General features: G+C 39.7%; 22 protein-coding genes and 1 tRNA gene. 8 read left to right on the top strand and 15 right to left on the bottom strand.

Translation table 11 applies throughout. The features are described 5' to 3' along the window. Window positions 1-12 precede the first annotated feature (12 nt). Complete coding sequence (locus J4E06_RS17945) at window positions 13-963, bottom strand: FKBP-type peptidyl-prolyl cis-trans isomerase (protein ID WP_349525366.1); 951 nt, start codon at window positions 961-963, stop codon at window positions 13-15. A 78-nt stretch (window positions 964-1,041) separates the two neighbouring features. Here J4E06_RS17945 and J4E06_RS17940 point away from each other — a divergent pair, with 78 nt between their 5' ends. Continuing rightward, window positions 1,042-1,413 (top strand): RNA-binding S4 domain-containing protein, encoded by a 372-nt coding sequence (locus tag J4E06_RS17940; protein ID WP_349525365.1) that lies wholly within the window; start codon window positions 1,042-1,044, stop codon window positions 1,411-1,413. Between the two features lie 35 nt (window positions 1,414-1,448). Further along, complete coding sequence (locus J4E06_RS17935; protein ID WP_349525383.1) at window positions 1,449-1,946, top strand: phosphoribosyltransferase family protein; 498 nt, start codon at window positions 1,449-1,451, stop codon at window positions 1,944-1,946. Here the strand turns inward: J4E06_RS17935 and J4E06_RS17930 are convergent. Continuing rightward, window positions 1,938-2,450, bottom strand: a complete 513-nt coding sequence (locus tag J4E06_RS17930; protein ID WP_349525364.1) for a shikimate kinase — start codon at window positions 2,448-2,450, stop codon at window positions 1,938-1,940. The genes J4E06_RS17935 and J4E06_RS17930 overlap by 9 nt on opposite strands. 118 nt (window positions 2,451-2,568) lie before the next feature. Here J4E06_RS17930 and J4E06_RS17925 point away from each other — a divergent pair. Continuing rightward, window positions 2,569-2,641 (top strand) — tRNA-Lys (locus tag J4E06_RS17925). A gap of 232 nt (window positions 2,642-2,873) precedes the next feature. Then, window positions 2,874-4,139 (top strand): site-specific integrase, encoded by a 1,266-nt coding sequence (locus tag J4E06_RS17920; RefSeq protein WP_349525363.1) that lies wholly within the window; start codon window positions 2,874-2,876, stop codon window positions 4,137-4,139. Window positions 4,140-5,454: 1,315 nt separating this feature from the next. Here the strand turns inward: J4E06_RS17920 and J4E06_RS17915 are convergent. The 5 genes from J4E06_RS17915 to J4E06_RS17895 form a co-directional block, all read right to left on the bottom strand. Then, a complete protein-coding gene (locus J4E06_RS17915; RefSeq protein WP_349525362.1) occupies window positions 5,455-6,393 on the bottom strand; it encodes an L-histidine N(alpha)-methyltransferase in 939 nt (312 codons plus the stop codon). 6 nt (window positions 6,394-6,399) lie between these two features. Then, complete coding sequence (gene egtB, locus J4E06_RS17910) at window positions 6,400-7,548, bottom strand: ergothioneine biosynthesis protein EgtB (RefSeq protein ID WP_349525361.1); 1,149 nt, start codon at window positions 7,546-7,548, stop codon at window positions 6,400-6,402. Continuing rightward, the gene (locus J4E06_RS17905) at window positions 7,548-7,829 is read right to left on the bottom strand and encodes a DUF427 domain-containing protein (protein ID WP_349525360.1); all 282 of its coding nucleotides are present in this window, start codon (window positions 7,827-7,829) and stop codon (window positions 7,548-7,550) included. The genes egtB and J4E06_RS17905 overlap by 1 nt, the downstream gene beginning before the upstream one ends. An 8-nt stretch (window positions 7,830-7,837) precedes the next feature. Then, complete coding sequence (locus J4E06_RS17900) at window positions 7,838-9,226, bottom strand: FAD-containing oxidoreductase (protein WP_349525359.1); 1,389 nt, start codon at window positions 9,224-9,226, stop codon at window positions 7,838-7,840. Window positions 9,227-9,861: 635 nt separating this feature from the next. Then, window positions 9,862-10,734: an AraC family transcriptional regulator gene (locus tag J4E06_RS17895; RefSeq protein ID WP_349525358.1), complete on the bottom strand. Its 873-nt coding sequence runs from the start codon at window positions 10,732-10,734 to the stop codon at window positions 9,862-9,864. A 194-nt stretch (window positions 10,735-10,928) separates the two neighbouring features. Here J4E06_RS17895 and J4E06_RS17890 point away from each other — a divergent pair, with 194 nt between their 5' ends. From J4E06_RS17890 to gap, 3 genes are all read left to right on the top strand, one after another. After that, window positions 10,929-11,177 carry a DUF983 domain-containing protein gene (locus J4E06_RS17890; RefSeq protein ID WP_349525357.1) on the top strand — a complete coding sequence of 83 codons (249 nt, stop codon included), beginning with the start codon at window positions 10,929-10,931 and terminating at the stop codon, window positions 11,175-11,177. Window positions 11,178-11,277: 100 nt separating this feature from the next. After that, on the top strand, window positions 11,278-11,886 hold the full coding sequence (locus J4E06_RS17885) for a pyridoxamine 5'-phosphate oxidase family protein (protein WP_349525356.1): 609 nt from the start codon (window positions 11,278-11,280) through the stop codon (window positions 11,884-11,886). Continuing rightward, window positions 11,886-12,875 carry a type I glyceraldehyde-3-phosphate dehydrogenase gene (gene gap / locus J4E06_RS17880; protein WP_349525355.1) on the top strand — a complete coding sequence of 330 codons (990 nt, stop codon included), beginning with the start codon at window positions 11,886-11,888 and terminating at the stop codon, window positions 12,873-12,875. Before J4E06_RS17885 ends, gap begins: the two co-directional genes overlap by 1 nt. A gap of 732 nt (window positions 12,876-13,607) precedes the next feature. On the opposite strand, the gene J4E06_RS17875 is transcribed toward gap, so the two are convergent. From J4E06_RS17875 to J4E06_RS17850, 6 genes are all read right to left on the bottom strand, one after another. Then, a complete protein-coding gene (locus J4E06_RS17875) occupies window positions 13,608-14,105 on the bottom strand; it encodes a YHS domain-containing (seleno)protein (RefSeq protein ID WP_349525354.1) in 498 nt (165 codons plus the stop codon). 136 nt (window positions 14,106-14,241) lie between these two features. Further along, complete coding sequence (locus tag J4E06_RS17870) at window positions 14,242-14,655, bottom strand: DUF1348 family protein (protein ID WP_349525382.1); 414 nt, start codon at window positions 14,653-14,655, stop codon at window positions 14,242-14,244. Window positions 14,656-14,783: 128 nt separating this feature from the next. Next, complete coding sequence (locus tag J4E06_RS17865; RefSeq protein ID WP_349525353.1) at window positions 14,784-15,347, bottom strand: RNA polymerase sigma factor; 564 nt, start codon at window positions 15,345-15,347, stop codon at window positions 14,784-14,786. A 42-nt stretch (window positions 15,348-15,389) separates the two neighbouring features. Continuing rightward, on the bottom strand, window positions 15,390-15,728 hold the full coding sequence (locus tag J4E06_RS17860) for a GNAT family N-acetyltransferase (RefSeq protein WP_119607992.1): 339 nt from the start codon (window positions 15,726-15,728) through the stop codon (window positions 15,390-15,392). 143 nt (window positions 15,729-15,871) lie between these two features. Continuing rightward, window positions 15,872-16,609, bottom strand: coding sequence for a cysteine hydrolase family protein (locus J4E06_RS17855; protein ID WP_349525352.1), 738 nt, complete (start codon window positions 16,607-16,609; stop codon window positions 15,872-15,874). Between the two features lie 538 nt (window positions 16,610-17,147). Beyond that, the gene (locus tag J4E06_RS17850) at window positions 17,148-17,789 is read right to left on the bottom strand and encodes a peroxiredoxin (RefSeq protein ID WP_349525351.1); all 642 of its coding nucleotides are present in this window, start codon (window positions 17,787-17,789) and stop codon (window positions 17,148-17,150) included. 86 nt (window positions 17,790-17,875) lie between these two features. Between J4E06_RS17850 and J4E06_RS17845 the strand changes: the two genes are divergently transcribed. Next, window positions 17,876-18,634, top strand: coding sequence for a LytR/AlgR family response regulator transcription factor (locus tag J4E06_RS17845; protein ID WP_349525350.1), 759 nt, complete (start codon window positions 17,876-17,878; stop codon window positions 18,632-18,634). Here the strand turns inward: J4E06_RS17845 and J4E06_RS17840 are convergent. After that, complete coding sequence (locus tag J4E06_RS17840) at window positions 18,626-19,672, bottom strand: response regulator (RefSeq protein ID WP_349525349.1); 1,047 nt, start codon at window positions 19,670-19,672, stop codon at window positions 18,626-18,628. The genes J4E06_RS17845 and J4E06_RS17840 overlap by 9 nt on opposite strands. Continuing rightward, the gene (locus J4E06_RS17835; protein WP_349525348.1) at window positions 19,665-25,430 is read right to left on the bottom strand and encodes an ATP-binding protein; all 5,766 of its coding nucleotides are present in this window, start codon (window positions 25,428-25,430) and stop codon (window positions 19,665-19,667) included. The genes J4E06_RS17840 and J4E06_RS17835 overlap by 8 nt, the downstream gene beginning before the upstream one ends. Window positions 25,431-25,495: the final 65 nt, after the last annotated feature.

Genomic DNA, 25,495 nt, shown 5'->3' with positions numbered 1-25,495 from the left:
ACTTTTTTTCAATTAGTTGTCTGGGTCCAAATAATCAGGAACGCCATCACCGTCAGCATCGGGAAAAGTTATTTCTCCATTCTCTACTATAATTTCTTCCCGTGTCAAAATACCATCACCATCATCGTCTGGATCTTGATAATTTGGCCTTGGAGGCGTGTTAAATGGTTCGTCATCGCCATCTGTATTATCATCACCTAAAAATCCATTACCATTCAAATCTTCTTGAGCGGAAGGAATACCATCATTATCATGGTCGGTACCTTCTACATACAATCCAAGTTCAATTTGAAACATTAAAACTGAATATGTTGGAATTAAGCCCGAGGGAGACCTATTGAAATATGCCATACCAGATGGCATGATTACTAGGCCAATACCACTGTTATTAATATTGTAAGTTCCATCCCCATTTTCAACGATTTGATCCGATGTTCCTGCACTCAATTGAGCATAACCATCCGCAAAACCTCTTGCGGCTATTCTTGATATATCAGTCCAAGAAAAATCTTTACTCTCATCAAATTGGGTCCCATCCAATAAAAACCCTTGGTACCTAACCAAAGTGGAATCTGCATAGGTTGGACTTCCGCCTCCACCTTTCTTTGCTTCGATATAATATAATGTATGTTCAATATTTTCTTCTTCCGCACTAAGTCCAAAATGACTGGAAGAAACATTAAACTTCATTGTCTTGGCATCCTCCATCATAGGCCTTTTGTCGGCATTCTCCCCGGCAATAGTATCTATTACAATTTTGTAATCAAAACCTTCAGGCTGGGTCTCAAAATCTTCATAGTTGTAAAAGTGCGTGTTCAAAAATTCCCTGATCTTCTCATCATCCTCTGGTGCCACCTCGCTCAGCAAGCTTGGTGGTATGGGCTCAGGACCGCCATCGTCATCATTTCTACAAGACAGTAATGTAACTGCAAAACATATGAAAACTAAAACTCCGTACTTCATCAAGTCTCTTATTTAGGCGCGCAAGATACAATTTTCCATTATTTTTGTTCCGCCCATTAACAAAGATTTGCGAAGACCATGCGAATAGACAAGTACCTTTGGTGCACCAGATACTTTAAAACAAGAAGTATTGCATCCAACGTGGTAAAAAAAGGACATGTAAAAGTAAACGGTAGTGCTGTAAAGCCCTCCCGAGATGTTTACCCTATGGACAAAATTGTGGTACGAAAAAACCAAATTGATTACCAGCTCACCGTTTTGGACGTTCCGGAAAGCCGTGTCGGGGCCAAATTGGTTGACATCTACCGAAAGGATACCACGCCCAAAGAAGCGTTTGAACACAACGAACTGCTCCAATATGCAAAAAAACATTATCGAAAAAAAGGGTTGGGGCGTCCAACAAAAAAAGACCGTCGGGATTTGGACGATTTTTTGGACGAATCGGAATAAACCATTTTATATCTTTGAAAGAACTATCAAACACTATGATAAACCGTATTCTTACCCACGAACAAATACAGCACATAATAAAACGCATTGCATACCAGATATATGAGACCAATGTGGACGAAAAGGAGATAGTGGTTGCCGGCATCAATGGCGGGGGTGAAAGCTTTGCCAAGAAAATCATCGCTGTCCTTAAAAAGATAACCGATGCCCAAATTATTTTGTGCAAGGTGGATATGGACAAAAAGAATCCTTTGGAAAGCGGAGTGAGCACATCGCTTTCGGAGGAAGAATATAAAAACAAATCCATTGTATTGGTGGATGATGTATTGAACTCGGGCACCACATTGATCTATGGCACCCACCACTTTCTTAAAACACCTATCAAACAGTTAAAAACAGCTGTGCTGGTCAATAGAAACCATAAAAAGTATCCCATAAAGGCAGATTTTAAGGGTATATCGCTCTCCACATCGCTGAACGAACACATTAAGGTAGACTTTGAACCAAAGAACAATGCAGTTTACTTAGAGTAGTTCTTTTATGTTTTCCACTACTGTTTCCGCATCTGCCACGTTACAATCCAAAATGTGTTTTGCCTGCAAATAGTAAGGTCTTCGTTCAAAAAGATGTTTTCCAATAAATTCAGGAAGTTCCTCACCCGGAATATTTTTTACCAACGGACGGTTTTCCTTTTCTTTTGAAACTCTCTGGACCAAGTTGGGAATATTCACATCAAGATAAATGGAATGGTCCGATTGATTCAATATCGTTTCCATATTGGTCCCGTAACATGGAGTTCCCCCTCCTGTTGAAAGAATAATGGATTCTTCTTTTTCCAAAACCTCAGCTAGCATTTGATACTCCAACTTTCTAAAAAAAACTTCTCCTTTTTCAGAAAAAATACTTTTGATGGTTTTTTTTTGATTCGCCTCAATATAATTATCCAAATCGATGAACTGCACCCCTAAATGTCTGGCCAACAATCGTCCAACAGTTGACTTTCCACTTGCCATATATCCCACTAAAACAATTTTCATATTCAAGAATTTTACCCGATTTCAAAAAAACACAAATTTATCATTAATTCACCTTGGAAAATAGATTATTGATGTTATATTTGCACCCGCTTAGCCAAACAGCTAGGCGCAACTTGAAGACCTGATAGCTCAGTTGGTAGAGCATCTCCCTTTTAAGGAGAGGGTCCTGGGTTCGAGCCCCAGTCAGGTCACTTTTTAACAAATCATAAGACATCAAAATCCTGTAATCTAACTGATTTACAGGATTTTGCATTTTTTGGCATATCATTTAATTTGATATAATATGGTTTAAAAGAGTTCACAAATCGTCAACATAGGTTTTTCAATTCGTCAACATGAAATTTTGGCATTGAAAATCGGACGATTTGACTGTATGGTTGATTTGACTTTCGTAGCAGATTGTTTAATTAAAAACTCCTCTCTATGAGATCGACCAACACATTTTCCATCCTAATTTGGCAATACGCCCAACGAGCAAATGCCAATAATGAAGCAAATCTTTACGCCCGAATCAGTCTTAACGGCAAAAAGGCCAACATCAGCCTGAAGAAAAAACTGAATGTCAACAGTTGGGACTCAAAAAAACAACGTGCCAAGGGCACCAAAGCATCCGTCAGATACTTGAACGAATACCTGGAGGAGGTCAGAATGGATATTTTCCAACTGTACCGGGAACTGAAGGCAGCCCATGGTCTCGTTACCGTGGAAAAGATAAAATCCCATTATCTCGGTGAGAACCAAAAGGTACGTTATTTGAGCGAGGTCTTTGAATTCCACAATGAGACCAACAAGGAAAAATTGGCTCCCAAAACCCTTTGCCATTACAGAACCAATCAAAAGTATGTCCTTGAGTTCATCAAAGAACAATACAATAAAAATGATTATCCGTTACACGAGCTTGATTACCCTTTCCTTTTGAGATTGGAGAGCTTCCTGCGCGCTTATGACCCAAAGAAACATTACAGAAAGTCTATTGCCAACAATGCTGTAATGAAACATATCCAACGTTTTAGAAAACAAATAAAGTTGGCAGTTGAACTGGATTGGTTGAAAGACGACCCATTTAAAAAATTTACCCCTAAAATGGAAAAAAGGCAGAGGGAATTTCTGACCGAGGAAGAACTTAAGAGCATTGTTCATTTAGAAATTGCATGCGAGCGTCTTGAAATTGTAAAAGACCTTTTTCTTTTTAGTTGTTATACCGGAATTCCCTATGGAGACATAATACAACTGACCCATAAAAATCTTGTCATCGGGATTGATGGGAATAAATGGATAACCGCAAAACGAAACAAAAACGGAGTTCCCTATGAACTCCCCTTATTGGATGTCCCGCTTTCTCTTGTAAATAAATACTTTGGACATGCAAGAACAAAAGCAACGGGTACTTTATTACCTAAAATATCCAACCAAAAATTAAACAGCTACCTAAAGGAGATTGCTGACCTGTGCAAGATCAAAAAGAATCTTACCTTCCATATGGCTCGCCACACCTTTGCAACGACCGTGACATTGTCAAATGGTGTTCCCATTGAGACAGTGTCAAAAATGCTTGGCCATACCAAATTGGCAACGACTCAGATTTATGCACGCGTTATTGAAAAGAAGGTCAGCAATGATATGCAACTGCTTAGATCCAAGCTAAAAAAATCAAAGTACCCAACTAAAAAAGAAGCACGTCCAAAATAAAAAATAATTTAGGTCCTAAGTCTCACCTTCGACTTTTCCACTTGGTTCCCATCATTTTTTATAGTGTTCGGAAAGATAAGTTCAATTAACAGCTCCAAGGAAACAACTACCACTTAGTTAATTGATACTCTATACTCTAAAGAAAGGTATTTGGGTTTTCACGCTCGCGTGAAAAAACGAATAGCAAGAGGGTGATGCGCAAAATGCGCCATCACGGTTGTTTTCGGGTCTTCAACAAATTGAAAACCAGTTAATTAAAATGATTTTGGAATACTTTGCAAAATCTGGGGCTACAGTAGACTTTTCCGAAATCTACAGTAAACCCTTTGGCAGGCCCAGTAAACACTGGGAATTTTTGACGAAAAAATTGACGCAATTTCACTAAAAAACAAAATCGCACCTATGGAAAAGCAATCTAAAGCTTATAATAACGGAATGGAGATTGGAACGATATAAAATTGAGGCCAACAGACCATTGGATCACTTCGAATGTTGAGAAGAGTATACCGGATTAATAGATATAATTGCCTCGCTCAGTGAGGTTAGTTTGGCAAGATTTGGGGCTTGCAGCACTCCACTTCGTTGCGTTCGCCATTATATCGATTCTACTTCAATACCTTTGTTTTTAAGGCACTGTTTTATTGAACTTTTATAGTGAAATGAATCCACTGGTTTGTTAAAGTTCATTCCCCCTTACTAAAAAATAGTTTACATTCTAACATTTATTTAAACTTTCAGAAAATGGTTTTACATTAGTATAAATTAGAACAAACAGGAGATCAAAAAAGTTTTAATCCTGTAGATATACGTTCTGTAAATCATGATATTCCGTTATACGGACAACAAATCAATTTTCTTGATTTTGTTCCATCTTGGTTAACATTTTAAGGGCACCTTTCTCCGAAGGTGTTTTTAATACGTTATTTCACACAAAACTTTCCGTATGCGGATGTAACCTTATTCTCATTAAGGTTTTCTCTAATAAATAAAAACTCTTCTGAATTACTTTCTGTTTTAAATATGAATTTAAACCCATTCTGTTTTCCATCAAAATGTTGAACTGATCCTTTAGGGCCTAATTCGTTTGAAGACATACAGGTGGGTGTTTAAATTCATTGCTTTGATCATTGAGAATTTTAAAAAACGAAAGAAAGGCGTTGGGAAAAGATGGTGAGATTATAAAATCAAAAAGCCATATTATCGAAAAATCGATAGCTGTAGATGATAAAACAGTATTTGTACAAAACCATTTGTTATGAAGTTTATTGGAGATAGATAAGAGGTTTTTACAACTATCAAAAATGATAATTGAGCACTATTTGCCCCGAAACAATACAAAAGTGTATCCTTTGTTTGGGGTAAAGTAAGTCTGTTCGATATACATTTTCGACTCCTTGGCGATTTCCTCTATATCACTCCAAAAAAACTTTTTGGAAATTTCAGTATGTATCGCTTCAAAAAGGTCAAAAGTAACAGAAAAACCATCAGAAAACTCCACGGTCTGCTTTTTCATACTTATAATTTGACTGGAGGCAATACCTGTTAACGGATCATAAAATGGAAAATGATCAAAATTTTGGATGTCAAAATTTGCACCCAACTCTCGGTTCATCCTTTCCAATAAATTAAGGTTAAACTGTTTGGTAATGCCTTTGCTGTCATCGTAAGCGGCTTGAATTTTTCTTGGATCCTTAACAAGGTCAAAGGCTACTAAAAAATAATCATCCCCGTTGAGTTTGGACTGGACGAACTTGAAAAAGTCGATTACTTCTTCAGTGCTATAATTACCGATATTCGCTCCCAAAAACAAGACCAACCTTCCACTGGATGTTGCGGACAGGGATTGGTAAGTTTCAAAATAATCACCGGCGACACCGTTGTACCCTATTTGTCCAATTTCACTTCTGATTTCCGCTTCATTGATATCCAAAACATTCTCCGAGATATCCATGGCAATATATTCCAAAGAACTGAAATAGGGTTGGAACTGCTTGAGCATATACTTGGTTTTTGAACCATCACCTGCCCCTAGTTCCACGATTTGCAAACACGAATGTCGCGCGGAGATGTCTTGGGCAATCTGATTACTTTTGTTTTCTATAATCTGCATTTCGCAACCGGGAAGATAATATTCCTGCAACTGCATTATGTCTTGGTACAATGCATCTCCCTTGGCATCATAAAAATAGCGAGAGGAGATTTCTTTCGGTGTTTTGCTGAGCCCCTCCTTTACATGTTCAAAAAATTCCCCCATTTCAAATTATTGTTTCACCAGTCGTATTCCAGAAAAAATCCATCGGCTAGATGCGTGGAAAAAATTACGGTATGTGCCCCTTTCGTGACCTTCGGGCGTGGCCACCGAAGCACCTCGCAAGACCATTTGGTTGAGCATAAACTTACCATTGTACTCGCCAAGTGCACCTTCGGCACGGGTGAATCCCGGATAGGGCAAATAGGCCGAATTTGTCCATTCCCACAGTTGTCCCCAAGGCAGCTTTTGAGCCGAAACCTCCCATTCAAACTCGGTGGGCAATCGCATTCCTTTCCAATTGGCGAAGGCATAGGCTTCATACATAGAAATATGTGAAACGGGCAGGTCTGGGTTCAACTTTTCCAAACCGTTGAAATGGTACTGTTGCCATGCTCCATCATTGAAATGCCAATAGAGTGGGTGTTCAATCGCATTGTCCCTTATAAAATGCCAGCCTTCATCATGCCAAAGATCAAAGTTCCCATATCCGCCATCTTCCATGAATTCCAAAAATTCCCCATTGGTGACCAAGCTGTTGCTAATGTCAAAATCTTGCACATAAACCTTGTGCACGGGCAATTCATTGTCAAAACAAAAACCGTTTCCTTGATGGCCAATTTCATAAAGGCCTTCTGAAAAAGAGAGCCACTGCTGGCTCTGTTGTTCTTCTTGCAACATAAAACAATCACCGATACTTGGAAAGGTGGGCTGTGTTCCCAAAATGTATTTGATATCATACGCCAATAACTCTTGATGCTGTTGTTCGTGGTTGATACCGACATCCACCAATTCCAACACCTCATCACTGGGATTGTTTTCCAAGACCTTCGTGATGGCAGCGGTGACATAGTTTCGGTATTCATAAACCTTTGCAACACTTGGTCGGGTCATAAAGCCTCGATCTTGTCGAAGCGTCCTTTCGCCCATATGGTTGTAGTAGCTGTTGAACAAATAGGCAAAATCCGGATGAAACACCTTATAGTCCGGATCATACTTTACCAAGACAAACTGTTCAAAAAACCAGGTGGTATGTGCCAAATGCCATTTTGGTGGGGATACATCCACCATGGGCTGTACCACATAATCCTCTGTTTGAAGTGGGTTACATATAGTTTCCGTGTTCTTTCTGGTCTTTATAAACTGTACTTTAAGCTCCATTAGTCCTCAATCTTTACTCCTTTCCAAAAAGCATAATAACCTGCTATCCCTTTTGCCAACGCCGAGGGTTCCGGGTAGTACCACGCAGCATCCTCGTTGACCGCCCCTTCCACCACAAGTGTTTTGTAATGGGCCGTACCTTTCCAATGGCAAGAGCTACTGGTGCCGCTATCCTTAAAATATGTTGAATTGATACTTTCCGGTGGAAAATAATGATTGTTTTCGATAATGATTGTGTCGGCACTTTCGGCCACAATCTGATTGTTCCAAATGGCTTTCATATTATTCTTTACAATTTAGTCAACGATTCCAATACTGTGGGGATGAGTTCTGAAACGGTAGGATGTGGTTGTACGGAATCTCGTATGACTTCGTAACTTGTATCCGCATACATTATATTGATGATGCTACTTATGATTTCATCGCCGCCCACACCGAGTATCGTTGCACCCAATATTTTCTTGGTGCTTGCATCCACCACCACGCTCATATAACCTTTGGTTTCACCCTTTTCCTTTGCTCGGGCGATTTTGCTGAACGGGCGATGCCCTATGAGCACATCCATCCCTTTTTGCCGGGCCTCCCTTTTGGTGATGCCGACCCTGCCAAGTGGTGGGTCAACATAAAGCCCGTAGGTTGTGATCCTGTCAGAGACCTTTCTATTTTTCCCATCAAATTTATTTTCCGCGATAATCTCATAATCATTATATGCAGTGTGGGTAAATGCTCCTTTCCCATTGCAATCGCCCAAGGCGAAAATACCTTTCACATTGGTTTCCAAGTAATCGTCCACATGAATGAATCCTTTACCATCTGTCTTTACTGCGGTCTTTTCAAGCTGCAAGTTTGCTGTATTTGGGCGTCTACCTACTGCCAACAAGAGATGACTTCCTTCAATTTCCACCATTCCCTCCTTGGAACAATTGATTTGTGCAGAGATACCACCATGCTCATTTTTTTTTGCGGTAAGACATGTTGCCCCCAATCTGAAAGCCACGCCCTCCTCTTCCATAATCTGTTGGATCGTTTGGCTGGTTTCCTCATCTTCCCGCCCGATGATGGTGTCTCCTTGTTCTATGATAGTAACTTTTGAGCCCAAGCGCGAAAACATTTGGCCAAATTCCAGACCTATATAACTTCCACCAATAATCAGCAAATGCTCGGGCAATTCTTCCAATTCCAATATACTTTGATTGGTAAGATAGGGGATGGCCTTATACCCATCAGGAATAAATGGACTCCCTCCAACATTGATGTATATTTCTTCAGCAGTTAACAATGTGTTGTTCACTGCTACGACCTTTTTACCTTCAAAACGTGCCTCACCTTTAAAGAAAATGATGTTTTCATTTTGCTCCACCCCTTTGATAATACCATCTATAGAATTTTGAATCAAGGTGTCCTTTCTAGCTTTTATTTTACGAAGATTGGCCTTGGCACCCAACGGAATGTCAATCCCCAAATCTTCTCCATGCTGTGCTTCCCAAATACGTCTGGCACTGGCGACATAGGCTTTGGTCGGGGTACAACCATTGTTGAGACAGGTGCCCCCAAAATGCTCTTTTTCGATAAACGCTACTTTTTGACCTTCTGATGCCAATTTAAAAACCAAAGGGGTTCCTGCTTGCCCAGAGCCAATGACAATGGCATCAAAGGTTATAATTTCTTTAGGATCCATAATTCACTCTTTAAATGTTTACTTTCCGTAAGCGTTGTCGTTCTTTACAGGACATTGTATACTGATCTCTCTTTATATTGGTCGTTGATTATTGTCCAAATTATCCTTTGGTTTTATTTTTTTTATAGACTGCTATAACTGCCAAAGATCATACTGGTTCTTTTTCGGTCGGTATTAGTTTGGCTACCTATTCTTATATAATAAGATTACGATCAGAATAAATCCCAAACCAGTAAGGCCTGGGGCAAGAATATGTGAGTTTATAGAAATGAAAATCATAGTAATGGCTATAAGGAGTAAAATTACAAGTAGTATCTTTTTCATGTTTTGAATTTAAAGTGGTGCTCTAACCAAGCATGGGAAAGGTTAAACCTTGAACATGGAAACCTAAGGTTTCGGTAAAGGATAGGACCATAAAAAATTGATTATCCATTGAAATACAAGTTACAGGTTTAAAATTGAATACTGGCTGCCGTAGTCGAATACCCCTTGAAATAAATGAACCTCCTTGACCTTGCCCAAGATAGATTCAACATTTTCCTTATCACCAACTTCTGCAAGAAAATTGAAGGTAGTGGCTTCCGAAGTTTAGAAATATATTATTGGAGATTTATCACTGAAGAGTCCTAATGGACTTACCGATATAACCTTTGAAACGCACTTGGGGTGCTACCCGTTTTTGCCTTAAAGAATTTTGAAAAGTATGCATAATCGGAGAATTCAAGTGCATAAGCCACCTCAGATAAATCAACGGGGGAGTGAACCATCATGCGTTTTGCCTCCAGCACTACCCTTTCGGAAATCAGTTCACTTGTTGTCTTATTAATAGTTGTTTTTACAACTCTATTGAGGTGCTTGGTAGTGATATTCAATCGATTTGCATAAAATTGTGGCAATTTTTCTTCCCTAAAATGCTTTTCTATCAAAGCCTCCAAGCGAGTCAACAAAGCCGAGTAACCGGGGGAAAACGACTTATCCAAATCGGTATGGGAAGTATAGCATCTAGTGAGTTCGATATAGATTCCATTGATCAGGTTAAGAATTTTCATTTCCCGCAGCATCCCATTTCCCGTGAATTCCAAGGCAGTCTCTTCGAACTTTTTCGCCAATGAATTGATTATCTCTGGCGGTGCCTTCAGTAATGGCGGGTTTTGAAGCGAACAGTAAAACGGAAAAAAAGAAAGACCGTGACCCAAAAAATATAACTCATAAAAGGATTGGGAGTGAAAAAATATAAATCCTTCCGGTCGAGTCTCAAAGTTCCAGAAATGGGTTTGGCCCGGTTTTAAAAAGAAGATACTTCCTGGGGAAATGGGATAGGTCTTAAAGTCAATTTCATGAACTCCGTAGCCTGCTAAAAAAAGGACACAGAGGTAAAAATCATGGCTGTGGGGTTTATCAATAAGATCCCTATTCAATTCCAAATGTTGTGATAGATCATTAACATAAACCTCGTTTAGATGTTTTTCTTGATGGAACTGCCTAATATTTAAAACTGGGATTCTCATACTTATGTCTCAATAATACAAATATATGTGAATATCTTACATAAAAATATTGAGCTATAAATCAGAATTTTGAAGCCCTAATTATGACGGTGATGAAAAAAGTGGAAAGCATACTACAGTGTAAATGTCCAAAATGTGAAAATGGAAAAATATTTAAGGACGCAAAATCGAGAGTCCCCTTCATGATTCCCAAAATGAACAATAGGTGCCCCGAATGTGATTATAAATTTGAAAGAGAAACGGGTTTCTTTTTCGGAGCCATGTTCGTGAGTTATGCCTTGGCTGCAGGTCAAATGATAGTTAGTCTGGCCCTGTTTTGGTATCTGATCGGTCTAACACCGCTTATCGTTTTTATCATAATAGCCATCTTAGCAGCACTACTGAGCTCCCTCAATTTTAGGCTATCCAGGGCTATTTGGATATACCTTTTTTATAGAGACTGAACTCTCTTAAAAATATTAAAGAAGTAGTATCCCTGTCAGGTTTTTACAAAAATCAATACTAAGGGTAAAGGATACAAGTAATATGCATAATATACCCCGTATGAAAAAGCAATCTATACTTTACACCTCCGATATTGCCTTCACCCCTGCCGTCAAAGCACTTCAAGAAGTATATGGGTCTAGAAAGGCATATGCCCGAATGGAAAGTAAAAGAGGGTGGGCAAACGAGCTTACGCCTCCCATAATCGATTTTGTAGAAAAGCGGGATTCCTTTTATATGGGTACCTCAAATCAAGATGGGCAACCATATATCCAGCATAGGGGAGGCGCACCAGGTTTTTTAAAAGTCTTGGATCCAAAAACGATTGCCTTTGCCGATTTTTCCGGAAACCAACAATTCATAAGCGTCGGCAATCTTTCTGAAAACCCAAAAGTATTCCTGTTTTTGATGGATTACCCTTCAAGGACCAGAGTAAAGATATGGGGCGAGGCCCAGGTGGATTCTACGGATAGCAATCTAATGGAATCCTTGGCGGTAGAAGGCTATTCTGCCAACTTGGAGCGAGCCGTACTAATTAAAATCAAAGCCGTTGACGTGAATTGCCCACAACACATTGTACAGCGCTACACCGCCGATGAAGTCGAAAAGATTGTAACCCCTTTAAAAGAAAAAATAAAAGAATTGGAACAAAAATTAAATCAATTATAATGAAAAGAATTGCAATAAACGGAATGGGGCGAATCGGTCGTGCCTCGTTAAAAGTGATACTTGAGACAGAAGGATTATCTATAGTCGCCATCAATGATATTTTACCCATCGACAATCTGGCCTATCTACTCAAATACGATAGTACCTACGGCCCATACAAGGGCCAAGTCTCCGTTTCTGGAGACACCTTGTTGGTGGATGGCACTGAGATACCCTATTTCCAACAAAGAAACCCCGAAGACCTCCCATGGAAAGACCTTAATGTGGACGTAGTAATCGAAAGTACTGGCATATTTACACAAAGTGAGGATGCAGCTAAGCATCTCAATGCAGGAGCCAAAACTGTTGTGATTTCGGCCCCTACGAAAAGTCAGGACGTACCTACTGTGGTCCATGGTGTTAGTTCTTCCGTTGGGGAAACCTCAATTTTTTCATGTGCCAGTTGCACTACGAACAACATCAGCCCTATTGTAGAAATCCTTGGTCGTACGGTGGGAATCCAAAAGGCAATCATGACCACCATCCATTCCTATACGGCTTCCCAAAGTTTAATGGACGGTGCTTCCCCTAAAAATTATAGAATGGGTAGAGCTGCTGCGGACAACCTAGTGCCCACCAGTACGGGCGCTGCCATTGCCACAACCAAAACACTTCCGGAATTTGTGGGCAAGTTCGATGGCGTGGCCATACGCGTTCCTGCGAAGGTCGGCTCCATATCGGACATGACCTTCGTAACCAAGCGTAAGGTGACCCCTGAAGAGATAAATGAAATTTTGGAAGCCGAAGCCTCCACAGAACGATACTGCGATGTACTTGCAACTACTCGGGAACCCTTGGTTTCCTCTGATATTATAGGAAGTCCCTATGCGTCCATAGCAGACCTGGGTATGACCAGGGTTGTTGATGGCGACCTCTTAAAGGTCATGGCCTGGTATGATAATGAATGGGGGTTCACCCATCAAATGATTCGTCTTATCAAAGACTTATAACCCAAACATCAAGGTTTTTTGCTCGTTCTTTCGATTAGAGAGGATGCCCGGACCATTTGACAAAAGAGAACAAACCTGTGGATGCCCAATTGGTATTCGCAGGTTATCCATTTCCAAAAATCCCAAATATCATGGCATTAGCACAATCCAACATGATGGGATTAGGAACCAAAGCTCCCGATTTCATGCTCTTTGATGCCATATCACAAAAACCATTACCCCTATCATAACTAAAGTCAAACGTGGTTACTGTGGTTGTTTTTATATGCAACCACTGTCCTTTTCCACCATATCAACCATAAATTAGTGGAAGTAACCTGTGATTATCAAGCCGAGGGCATGCAGTTTATTGCCACTGGTAGCAACGATGTGGAGTACTTTCCAGAAGAGAACTAACGAATGCATTGGTTGCACTGTTGGAGAACAACGAGGTTGCCAAAGTTCAATATCCAACTGTTTGGCTGCAGTATTAAATGGAAGTAAACACCAGGTTCCTTAATTTATATGATTTAGGTTGACGAGTAAATGCTCTTTAAAGAGTTTGTCTTAAGTAGGTAGGTGTCGGTATTTCCCCAATCCTAAGTTCTTTCAAGGTCAAAACAATGTTGGTCTTTTTGGCTATAATGAAAACGAGGAATCATAAATAAAAACCGCTATTACCGACTTATGGTAGAGGAGTTTGGAATGTCGGTATAGCGGTTTTCTTGGTAAATCAAACTTAAATGAGAATCATTAAGGGGTAAAGGTCTTGAACTTTTTCATAGTTTGCCAGTTGTTGTTGGCCTGGGCAATATGCTTACTCTTGCCCTCTTTTTCCCATACTTTAACAAAATCACCCTCGGGGTTTATTGTAAACAGATAAAGCTTTCCATCAACAATACGGAAACTTTCGGGATTCGGACGATATTTACCTCCCAACGAAACAGCGAAGGCGCACCACCCACCATATTGCGGTTGGTACTTCTTGGGATTGTTTTGGAACAGTTTCAACTGTTTTTGATTTACAAAATAATAGGTCAACCCATCATAACTTGCTTTATAAGCCTTTTTCCCCGGTTCAGCTTTTCCTTTTTCAACATAGGACACGGCACTATAGCCCTCCAGGGCAATCATACTATCGTCCGTACTGTAACTGTGCGACTGCGCCCGAATTGTACCCATCCCAAATAATAGGACACAGATGGAAGCTAATAGACATTTTCGAACTTTGATTGAAATCGTTGTTTTCATAATAAATAGTTTTAATGTTTTTATTTTTCGGTCAAATTAAAAACTCCGTAGGAGGCAAACTTTGGCACGTTTGTGGTACTATCTAAAAGTTGCTCTTCATTGAAAGTCAAATTACCTGTTTCATATTTTGCGGAGCTTATAAATAGCGTTCGTGTTCGTTAATTGTATAATCATTGATACTAGCATATCTTTTTTGCATAAGCCCGTGTTCGTTAAATTCCCAATTCTCGTTTCCATAGGCTCTATACCACTGCCCCGATCTATTGCGATACTCATACTCGAACCTAACGGCGATTCTGTTCTCCGTGTGGGCCCAATATTCTTTCTTAAGTTTATAATCCAGTTCGTTTTCCCATTTGTTTTTAAGGAACTGTTGGATTTCTTCTCGTCCATTGATAAAAGTGGAACGATTGCGCCATTCGCTATCCATGGAATATGCCATGGAAATTTTTTGTGGATCTTGGCTGTTCCAAGCATCCTCTGCTAGTTGTATTTTTTCTTTTGCGGTCTTCTCGGTAAAAGGAGGCAACGGTAGTTTCTTTTCAGTCATCATATTAAGATTTATGTTCCTTGTGTTTAGGATATCTGTATTTATAGTACAAGGTTAAGCACGCTATACCAAAGCGGCATAGAACCAATTGTAGATTGAACCAAAAGTTTTGCATCATACAGCATTGTTTAATTCAACCAGTGCTCGTTCAAATAGTGTTTTATCTTTTTGCGTGCCCGGCTCAATGCTACCCATGTGTTCACTTCGTTAATTTCCAGCGTGTCACAGATAGCTTCGGTACTATATCCCTTAATTTTTAGGCGTAACACCTGCTTTTCTCTATGACCCAATAGTTCAAGGCCCGAGTTCAATACCTTGTATAGGTCATCAACATTCTGAAATTCTGTTATTTCGGCATTGTCTGGCTTGTTGTTTGAGTTTTCCCAATCATGCCAAGTTGGATAATCGGAGACGCGTAATGCATTGTGCATCACCTTGCCTTGACGAGAATAGGCCTTGCGATAATAATCCATGATTTTATGGTTCAAAATCGAAGTAAGCCAAGAACGTTCGGTGGAATCACCACGGAATCTGGGTGCCGAACGCAAAGCGGCCAAATAGGTCTCTTGTAAGATATCTTCAACCATATCTACTGGAAGTTTTTTACTGGCTATTGCTAAAAGGTAGCTCTTATAGCGGGCAGACCATAATTCTGGATGGAGTTGCACTTTATTTTTTATTGTAGTTTTCATAGTATCAGTTATTGGTTTAATTATGATTTTTTGATATGTGTATTAGACTTTATGACCTTTAATCGATTCAATTTCTGAGGCAATCAATTTTTGGTACTCAGGTCGTTTTTTAAGAAACTTTATTATCTGCGGGTTAGCTGGGATGATTTTAAAATCTCCTCGAAGAGAATATTCCATCACTCGCTCTATCAGCGCATTTCCAACCTCTATCCGGTTAAGGTATTTGCTTATCTCCAGACGCTTTAGGTTTATACAGTGGTCCTTAACCATATCATACTCCAGAGATGCCAATTGGCCATTGATATGGAATTGGAAATAGTTTTTGCCCTCATTGCTTTTAAAGACCAATGGCAATCGATTTATATTGGTATTGTAAAACATAATATTGTTGGTATTTAACTTAAAATCAATTGGTTTAAGGATAGGAAATACGAGATGTACCTCCTATCCATTTCAACTAAACAAACACTAACCAGAACTTATCTTAAAGTTTATATGTCCTTTTCAATTGCAATGACAGCACACTATTCCTCCGCAAGAGTCTTTCTCGATTCCAGCACTTCTTCCAATTGGCTTGTAGTGTAGACTACACTTGCCATCATTACATAATTTGTTTGCGCTGCCTGATCCCCGTCAAGATTGGGTAGTTTGGCCGAAGCTGTTGCATCTCCTATCACGGCGATCTCGAAGCCACATTCCAACAGCTCCCTCATATGTGACTCTACGCATAGATTACCGGACATCCCACCGAGGATGACTTTATCAATTTTTTGTTTCCTAAGCTGGAGTACTAAATCATTGTTCTCCGGACCAAATACCTTATGTGGGCCACAAATGGTTACTTTTTCCTCATCCATGATATATGGCTTATAAGCGGGTAGCCAATCGGCACCAGATCCTTCAAAACCATCAACATTCAGTTGATCACCTCTATCGAACATATTTATGTTGTGCATCAATTTTTCCAAGGTCCCCTCAAACTGCCATCCATGATCATGTTTGTAATAGTAGTGAGGTGAAATAAAGACATGAATACCATTTTCGGCCCCAAGACGAAATAGCGATTCTATATTGTCTACAGTATTATTTTCCATAACACTTTGCCCCACTGCTCCCCAAGCTACTCCTTCCGGACTCAGAAAATCATTTTGGGGATCTACGATAACAATTGCTGTGTGTCGATCTATTTCAAAACCGGATATGGGGAGTTGCGCCTCTTTTTTACCTTGATTGGCTTTTTCGGTAGAATTCATAGTTTCCATGTTACTTTTGTTTAAATGTTGATTACTGCTTAATAACATTGTAAAACTCACAATAAGCACGGACCCATTTTATCTGAAATTTGCCAAAATGTTTTCATTTTGCGGTTTTCTGCCATGACCAAAAGAAAAGATTGCAGATTATCCTTAAATCAATTATTGGATGTCCGAAATGGGTCGTAATATCACTAACGTCACCCTGAACTTGATTCAGGGTCACATAAAGATGCTCATATTTAGCAGGATGAGATGTTGAAACAATTTCAACATGACGCCAAAAACTCCCATTATGACATTAAACGGATAATCAGGAATCAATTTGGTCAACTAAAAACAATTTATGGGAAGTGTGTAGAAAACTTGGTGAGATTTATTCAAATAACCCAATCAAATGTGACAGCATAGATATTGGAGTCAAGGGAGCAGGATATACTAAATAGGTATACCGTTTACATTGTTGAATACCAATTGACAATTATGTTGGGGATTTTACTATTGACCGGTGTACCTAAGAATAATTCTAAAGACCTATTAATTTGTTCTATTTTTCCTTGGTTGGGTCACTTGAAAATTGAAGATATGGCACACCTTGCACCTTTCGATTTGGAAAACGAGCTTGAACTTCATCTTTTGGCATATTTGGATCTACAATAATATCGTCTTTTGGTTTCCAGTTTGCCGGTGTGAGTACTTGGTGATCTGCATGCATTTGAAGTGCATCAATTGCCCTTAATATTTCATCAAAATTACGTCCTATGGACATGGGATAGGTAAGATGTAGTTGTATGTATTTATCGGGATCGATTATAAATACCGAACGAACCGTTTTTTTGTTGGAAGCTCCCTTTTGGATCATACCGTATTGCTGAGCTATCGCACCTGTCTCATCTGCGATAATCGGGAAGCGTACGGTCACATTCATGGATTTTTCAATATCTGATTTCCAATCCATATGGGACTCCAAACTATCTATGCTCAACGCAATGGCTTTCATGTTGCGTTCTATAAATTCCTTTTCCAATTGGGCTACCATGCCCAGTTCGGTAGTACAAACTGGAGTGTAATCCTCTGGGTGGGAAAAAAGTAGGCCCCATGAGTCTCCGAGCCATTCATGAAATCCGATTTTGCCCTCCGTTGTGGCGGCCTTAAAATCGGGAGCCAAACTGCCAATCCCTAAAGTCATTTGCAAATACTTGATTATGAATACAAAATAGAAATAATTATTCAAATTACTCTATATTTAAAGGGTTAATTCTAACATTGCCCATCATGACCCGCCAGATCCGTTCGATAATTGTGGATGACGAACAGCGACATCACGATATTCTTGGAAAAATGCTTGAAACATTTTGCCCCAATATTGAGCTTGTCGGGGATGCTTTCTCCGTGGATGAAGCCGTTGCCCTGATTCAATCCGAGCAACCAGAACTGGTTTTTTTGGATATTGAAATGCCAGAGGGTAATGGGTTTACACTCTTTGATCATTTTGAGGAACCTACTTTTGAAGTGATTTTCACTACAGCACATGACCTTTATGCAATCAATGCCATTAAATATGCTGCTTTGGATTATCTATTAAAACCCATCAACATTCAAGAACTTAAAAATGCCGTAGCGCGTGCGGAAAAGATATTGGCAAAGCAAGCACCCTCAAGAGAAGAAGAATATCAAGTTTTGCGAGAGAACACCAAATTACAAGATCGAAATTATACCAAAATTGCGTTGAGGTCTTCGGAAGGCATCGATTTTGTGGAAGCAAACCGTCTGCTCCGCGTGGAAGCCAATCATGTGTATTCCAACTTTTACCTTGATAATGGCAAAATGATAATGGTATCAAAACCTTTGGGCGACTTTGAACCCTTATTGGAATCGTTTAATTTTTTCCGGGTACACAAATCACACATGGTGAACCTCGATCATGTTGAAAAATATGTCAAGGGCAAAGGAGGATATCTCGTACTTAAGGATGGGTCGCATGTGGATGTATCCGTCAGAAAAAAAGAAGCGCTATTAAAAAAGTTAGTGTAAATCGTTGGGAAAGCAAAGAGTTACCTGAGTGCCAGCAGGTTCATTTTCTTCCTCCAAATCCTCAATGGCAACACTGAACACATCCACCCCGAACTCCATGTTCAATAACTCAAGTCGTGCTTCAATATTTGACATAGCGATAGAATGGTGGTGATTCTCAGAAATAGCCGATGCAAGTGCCCTTCCAATACCATTGTCCTTTATGGAACAATAGATGGATTCCTCTGTTTCCCATACCTTTAAAACAAGTCGCCCCGGCCTAGTAGACTTTCGAAGCCCGTGAATAATGGCGTTTTCCAAATATGGCTGCATGAGCATCGGCGGAATCATTATATTTTCGGGAGTATCTATATTATTGCGAATTTCATACTCGAACACATTGTTAAAACGAGTTCTTTCAAGTTTTAAATAGGTATCCAAAAACTGGAGTTCTTTGGATAGCGTAATATGGGGAAGCATTGAATTCTCTAAATTCTGTCTCATGAGTCCGGCAAACTCAGAAAGGTAATTCAGTACCTTTTCTGTTTCGTTTGCCAAAACAAATTCCTGTATGGATGAAAGAGAGTTGAAAATAAAATGAGGGTTCATTTGTGAGGACAACATTTTCATCCGTGCTCTAAGGGCTTCCTGTTTTTGCTGATGTATTTCATTTTGGTGAAATCGAGAAGCGGATATCACAGACTGGACCCTAGCCTTTAAGATTTCGTGATGTATCGGTTTTTTAATATAATCGCTCGCACCAAGATCAAAACATTTCGCTAGGGTTTCATCCTCTTCCTCTGCACTAATGATAATCACTGGAAGAGCTTTATAGGTAGGGTCGGATTTTAACTGTTTGAGTAATTCAAGGCCACTTATTCCGGGAAGGTTGATATCCAATAGGACTAAATCAAATTTTTGACTTGACAATCGTCGGAACAGAAACTGACCTTTTGGAATAAATGAAATATGATAACCGACTTGGGCCAAAACATGGTTGACCAGTTCCAGGACCTGTCGATTGTCATCTACGACGAGGATAGAAGTGTCCTTATACATTCAATGTGTCCGTTAAAAATTCTTGCAAAGCCACTTCATCCCCTGTATAAATAGCATCCTCTAATTTATTTAAAGCGGTAGCAGGTAATATTTCACTCAGCGTTGCTGCAACCTCTGCCAATTTCTCCGTTTCAAAAATTGGTAGTTTTCGAATGGCCTCAAGGGCACGTGCTCTTTGATGTAATTGCTGATCATCAAGAGCATTTCCTGTTTTTATAATTTGTACGGATGTATCGGGAAGGAATTGTTTCAATAGCCCAACTAGCCTCGGTACATGGACCGGCTTGGTGAGATATGCCGAAAACCCCGCTTTTATGGCGGCTTCTTGATGTTCCTTGAAGGCATCTGCCGATAACCCTATAACCGGTACTTCAAGATTAAACTTTCGAATCAATTTAAGTGTTTCGAAACCGTCTATCTCTGGCATATGAATGTCCATAAAGATGATATCGGGTTTGTAACGTTCAGCTAAAGAAACACCTTCCCTACCATTACCTGCCAATAGAATTTCGGAACCCAATTCTGAAAACAAGGCCCTAATCATTTCTTGGTTCATGGGATGATCTTCAACCACCAAGATTTTACTGTTCTTAGGTATTCGATAGTTGGCCAACAAAGCTTCTGGATTGTCCGATTGCAAAGGAGCGGCCGATTCGTAGGGTATTTGTATGGTAAAGCATGTTCCTTTACCCTCCTCGCTTTCAACCATTAGCTTTCCTTTTAAGATATCCACAAGGCTTTTGGTAATTGCCAATCCAAGACCAGTTCCTCCATATTTTCTATCCATTCCTGCATCGGACTGTGTAAAGGGTTCAAAAATTCGTTCGAGATCATTGGCCGGGATACCGATTCCCTCATCCGAAACTTTAAAAATCAAATACCCATCGTCCGCGCATAGGTCTAAGCGAACACTATGTGATTGGGGTGTAAATTTCACGGCATTCCCAACAATATTCATTAGAATTTGTTTGATTTTGCCGCGGTCTGAACGGACATATCGTGGTGTACCCGGCGACAGACTATATATTACTTTGACTTCTTTGGCCTTTGCAAGACTATTCTGAATCCTATAAACTGAAAAGAACAATTGTCTCAAATCCATATCTTCGACCACAAGTGCCGTTTTTCCGGCTTCTATCTTTGACAAGTCCAAAATATCCCTGATAATTTCAGAAAGGGATTCCGCACTTTGATAGATGTTGTTCAAATATCTACGGAAGGAGTTTGTAAGATTCAGCGCTTTACTTTGGTTGGTAAGAATCTGTGAAAAACCAACTATCGCATTTAGAGGGGTGCGAATCTCATGACTCATGTTTGCCAAAAATTGGGATTTTGCCCTATTGGCGTTGTCCGCATCATTTTTGGCAAAAATCAGGTCTCTTTCCGCCTCTTTTCTCATTTCAATTTCATGTCGCAGGTGTTGTGTTCGGTTCTTGATTTTTTCTTCCAGCGCTTGGTTAAGTTTTGCAAGTTCTTTTTGAGAGGTCGCCAGCTCATTGTTCAAGGTAATAGCTTGTTCGTAAAGCTCCGAATTTGCTATGGAAATGGCTGCTTGGGAAGCAATTATACGAAACACCTCCAATCCACCTTCTGTGAACATTCCTGTCATTTGGCTGTTGGCAACATATAAAACTCCAACAAGATCGCGCTGTTTGATAAGAGGAAGTAACAGTAATGAACCTGAAGTATCGGATAATGAATCTTCTACATTGGCGAAATATTCCGTTAAATTATCGATGCATAACTCCTTTTTACTTACGGCCACATGTTCAATAAGACTTATAGGCAATATGGAGCATTCATCCAACTTACACTCTGTAAATTGCTCTTTAGAAGGATTGGTCAAATCAATTAATGCCGTCACGTTCAATTCCGAATCATTCAATAAAATAAGTGCCCCTTTATCAGCTCCAGCATTCTCCATTACAATCTGCAACAAGTTTTCGACGAGACGGTCCCGATTAACTTCGGCAGATATGGTTTGTGTTGCCTTTATCAGGCTTTGGAAGTCAAAACCTTTAAACTTGTTGGCATAGCTTCCAGAGGCATCTTCAAATTTCACATTCGAGACTTTACCATCGCTATTCACGCCCCATGTTGCGTAGGTTTTGTTAGCTTCATGTTGAAGTGCCTGTTTTAAAAATCCAAAACTCTCTTTGGGCAAAGTTTTTTGCAGCACATCAGCAACCATAGCCCTAACGGCTACTAGCTTTCCTTTTTCTGTCCATCCAAGAATTTTTTCAACCTTATCCGCAACATTTTCAAAATTTTGCGATTTAAAAGCCAGTAATAATTCCACCATTTCATATTCTGCCCTGAAATTTTCGGGTGAGGTAACGGTCCAATCCTTCAAATGTTCTTGTCTGGCGATTACCCGTTCAAAAACCTCATTTTGAGGATTCTCCTGAACCATGAGGTCACAAACGGACTGTATGATTTGATACCTAAAATATTGCGGTTCTGAATTTGAATATTGCAGGTCATTCTTATGTTGTTTAAAGTACCTCAATGCCTTTGCATAATTTCCTTGGATACAATAGACCCACCCTGAAAATATATGATAGCTTGCTTTCGAAGCTTTACAATTATTTTCCTCCAATAGCTGCAAAGCCAATTGATCATTCTGATTTATCTCTTCAGCATTGTCACCGGACAATCTGTGGGCAATAGATTTCATTAAATTCAATTGAGCTTCAAATACGCTATTATTTTGGAAATTGCCCGAATCCAGGGTTTCATTGCAAAATCTAAGAAGGCCCAACAATTCCCCTCCTGAGAGTAATTGATTTCTAATCTTGGCATATAATAAATTACTGGCCCCCGTGGCATCACCTCTGTCGATACAATATTCAATTCCTTGCTCCAATTGGTTTTCCAGTGTTTTGTAGCTTTCCTTGAATGGTCCCATTAAAATGTGGTAAACGGACAATGTCTTGGAGTAATATTTGTCCGATTCATTGGACTCCAACAAATCCAATCCCAAAGAAGCCAATTCTACCCCTGTTCCAAAGGCATTAAATCTATTGCATAAAACTGAACCCAAATGGACAAGGACAAATGGAGATGATTCGGTAAAGCCAAATTGAAACATTAAACGACCCAATCTTAGAAGTATATAGGTGTATAGGTTCTGATTTGTGCGATGGGCAGAGGTACACATGTTCACCATAACGTCCATCGTATACTCGTTTGTTTCCGAAGGAGCAGTTTTCTTTTTTGTAACTTTTTCTAAACTAGCAGGCAAGGATTTACGGAATTTCTCATATTTCCGGTCGATTTTCTCCGCTGTCGATGAAAATTCCCAAGGGACCCCCAATTCGGCCAGAGCCTTCATCCCTTCATTGGTGTTTTCTTCGTAAAGCGAATATGCCTCAAAGAATTTCAGATTCAGAAGATAAACTTCACAACGTTCCTTTAGGTTGGAGGCGTTTTTCAAAGCCTTTTCAGCAAACGATTTACCCTCATCTATGTTTCTCAAAAGGTAAGCGGCCTTGGCCAAATCAAAAAGTACTTCGTATTTAAAGGTTTTCAAATTAAACCTTTCCTGTAATTCCATTGCGAAACTCAAGTACTGATGAGCTGTGGAGGGGGAGTTTGAATTGTTTGCCAGTCGACCTGCTTGCAAGACATGAACAAGGGCTTTGGCGACCGTTTTCCCATCAATCAGTTTACGAGAACTAATCAAGTGTTCAACAAATTGATTTAACTCTATAGAACTATGGATCTTGCCGCTTTTCAAATGAAACTGTGCTATTTTATAATGTAGTGTTTCAGGAGAGACCTCAAACCCTGGAATGTTAAGCTTTAAAGCGGCCTGTTTTATTTGATTGTGATTAAATACATAGGAAGCAAGGGTTGAATCTAATTTGGATATTTGACCAGCTTCGCTCAATAATTCCAAAAGAAGAACTACAATTTTTTCTGGAAACCCACAGACAGTGGCCAATAGGGGTATATTGAAATTGCCATTATCATAGGCCGCTACTTTAAGCAGGACTTGTGCTTGATAGGATTGCAGCAATAGTTTTCTTTCGTAAATGGCCAACACATTTTCGGCCACTTCCTGTCGTTTTACCCGCTCAAGGCTAAATTGCCACTTGTGGGCACTACTATCATAGGTAAGCACCTTATCTTCTTGCATAGCATGAAGAAAATGCCCAATATAATAAGGGTTGCCATTTGTTTTTTTGTGGACCAGACCAGCTAAATCACGAATTTTATTTCTTTCTTCGGACAAGGCATCTGACACCATCTGTTCTGTGGCACCTTCGCTCAAGGGTTGTAGACGTATAATCGGAGTGTTCTTTTTGGCTTTCCGCAAGGAGCGTTGGAACTGACGTAGGGGATGTTCTTCCGACATACCATCTGGATTATAGGACAAAACAAACATCACTCTTGATATGGGCGCATGAACCAAATGTTCAATTACTTTCAAGGACGAAATATCGCACCATTGCACATCGTCAATAAACAAAACCCTTTTCAATCCAATACTATCAAGCGTACGACAGTATCGGGCAAAAAGGTTTACAAAACGATCTCCTGTCTCCAAAGGATCCAAAGTCTCAGGTTCGGGAAGATTTCCAGTGAGTTCCTTTAAATCCGGAACTACCTTAAAAAGTGCTGAGAAATCAGCCCCTAACCCAGATTCGAAAATATTCCTGATTTCTGCATGACTTTTACCTGATTTTAGTAAAATCCGCTGAGCTATGTTTTTAAAGGCTTTTTGGAACGCTCTGTAGGGAGTAGGTTGCGATTTCTCAAAAGCCCCTGTGGAGAAAAGCACATCCGGTTCAGAAATAACAGACTCAAAGGTCTTGCCCAAGGAGGTTTTGCCAATGCCACCTGTCCCTTCTACAAATGCAACGACAAATGCTCCTTCACGTATGTCGTGATAAATATCCATTAATTTTTGAAGGGCTTCCTCCCGTTCAAGTAGGGCATCGGGTATATTAATTACGCCAGGAGTATAATCAACGCTTTTTAAAGAAGACCCACTAAAATTTCCAATACTGAACTGTGATTTCAAATCCTTCAAATCTTTCAAAACACCATGTATGGATTGGTATCGATTTTCTGGTTTTTTCTCGAGAAGGGCATTGATTATTTGGTGAATCCCTGTATGTTTCCAAAGGGTGTTTGAGGTGTCTTCATTATACGGCTCTGTTAAATGTTTATGGAGCACTTCTTGTTTGTCTGTTGCTTTTATAAAATGTTCTCCGGTGAGCCAATAGTGCAATAACGCTCCAAGACCGTAAATATCTGCGCGTTGATTGGGTTTTTGGTTACTTCGCTTACTAAATTCGGGTGCAATAAAATAGAAATCGTTGTCCTGGTAATGAGCCAAGTCGCTTTTAGCATACTCTTTTTGAAATAAACCAAGCCCCGTAATAATCAGACGTCCATCGGCATCCACCATGAAACGTTTGCTTTGCAACAGACCAAAACAATGACCGGCTTCGTGTACCTCCAAAATAGCTTTGGTCAATACAATGGAACGGTTCAAAAAATCAATGAATTCGTTTTCTGTCTTTGGTGATACTGGAAAACTTTTGCTTGGAACAGGTATTTGGTATACGACTCCCTTTGTATTTAAAGATTGTATTTCCTTAATGGAAATATTCTTATAAAAGTTGGTCTTGGACAGCCTCTGTAACAATGAGACTTTTACTTCCGTGGAGTTGCTCTCGTCAATGATGCCCATATCTGAGTGTAAACTCAACTCAATATCCACATCTTTAATTCTTATCCGATTCATTGGGTACGTATTGGACTACAATTTACTCATTTCTACGTGATTAACTGAAACGATAAGAAGGCGAA

This window comes from Allomuricauda sp. NFXS6 (assembly GCF_040148835.1).
In the GTDB taxonomy this organism is placed as follows: Bacteria; Bacteroidota; Bacteroidia; order Flavobacteriales; family Flavobacteriaceae; genus Flagellimonas.
This window is presented reverse-complemented; position numbering and strand designations above follow the sequence as displayed.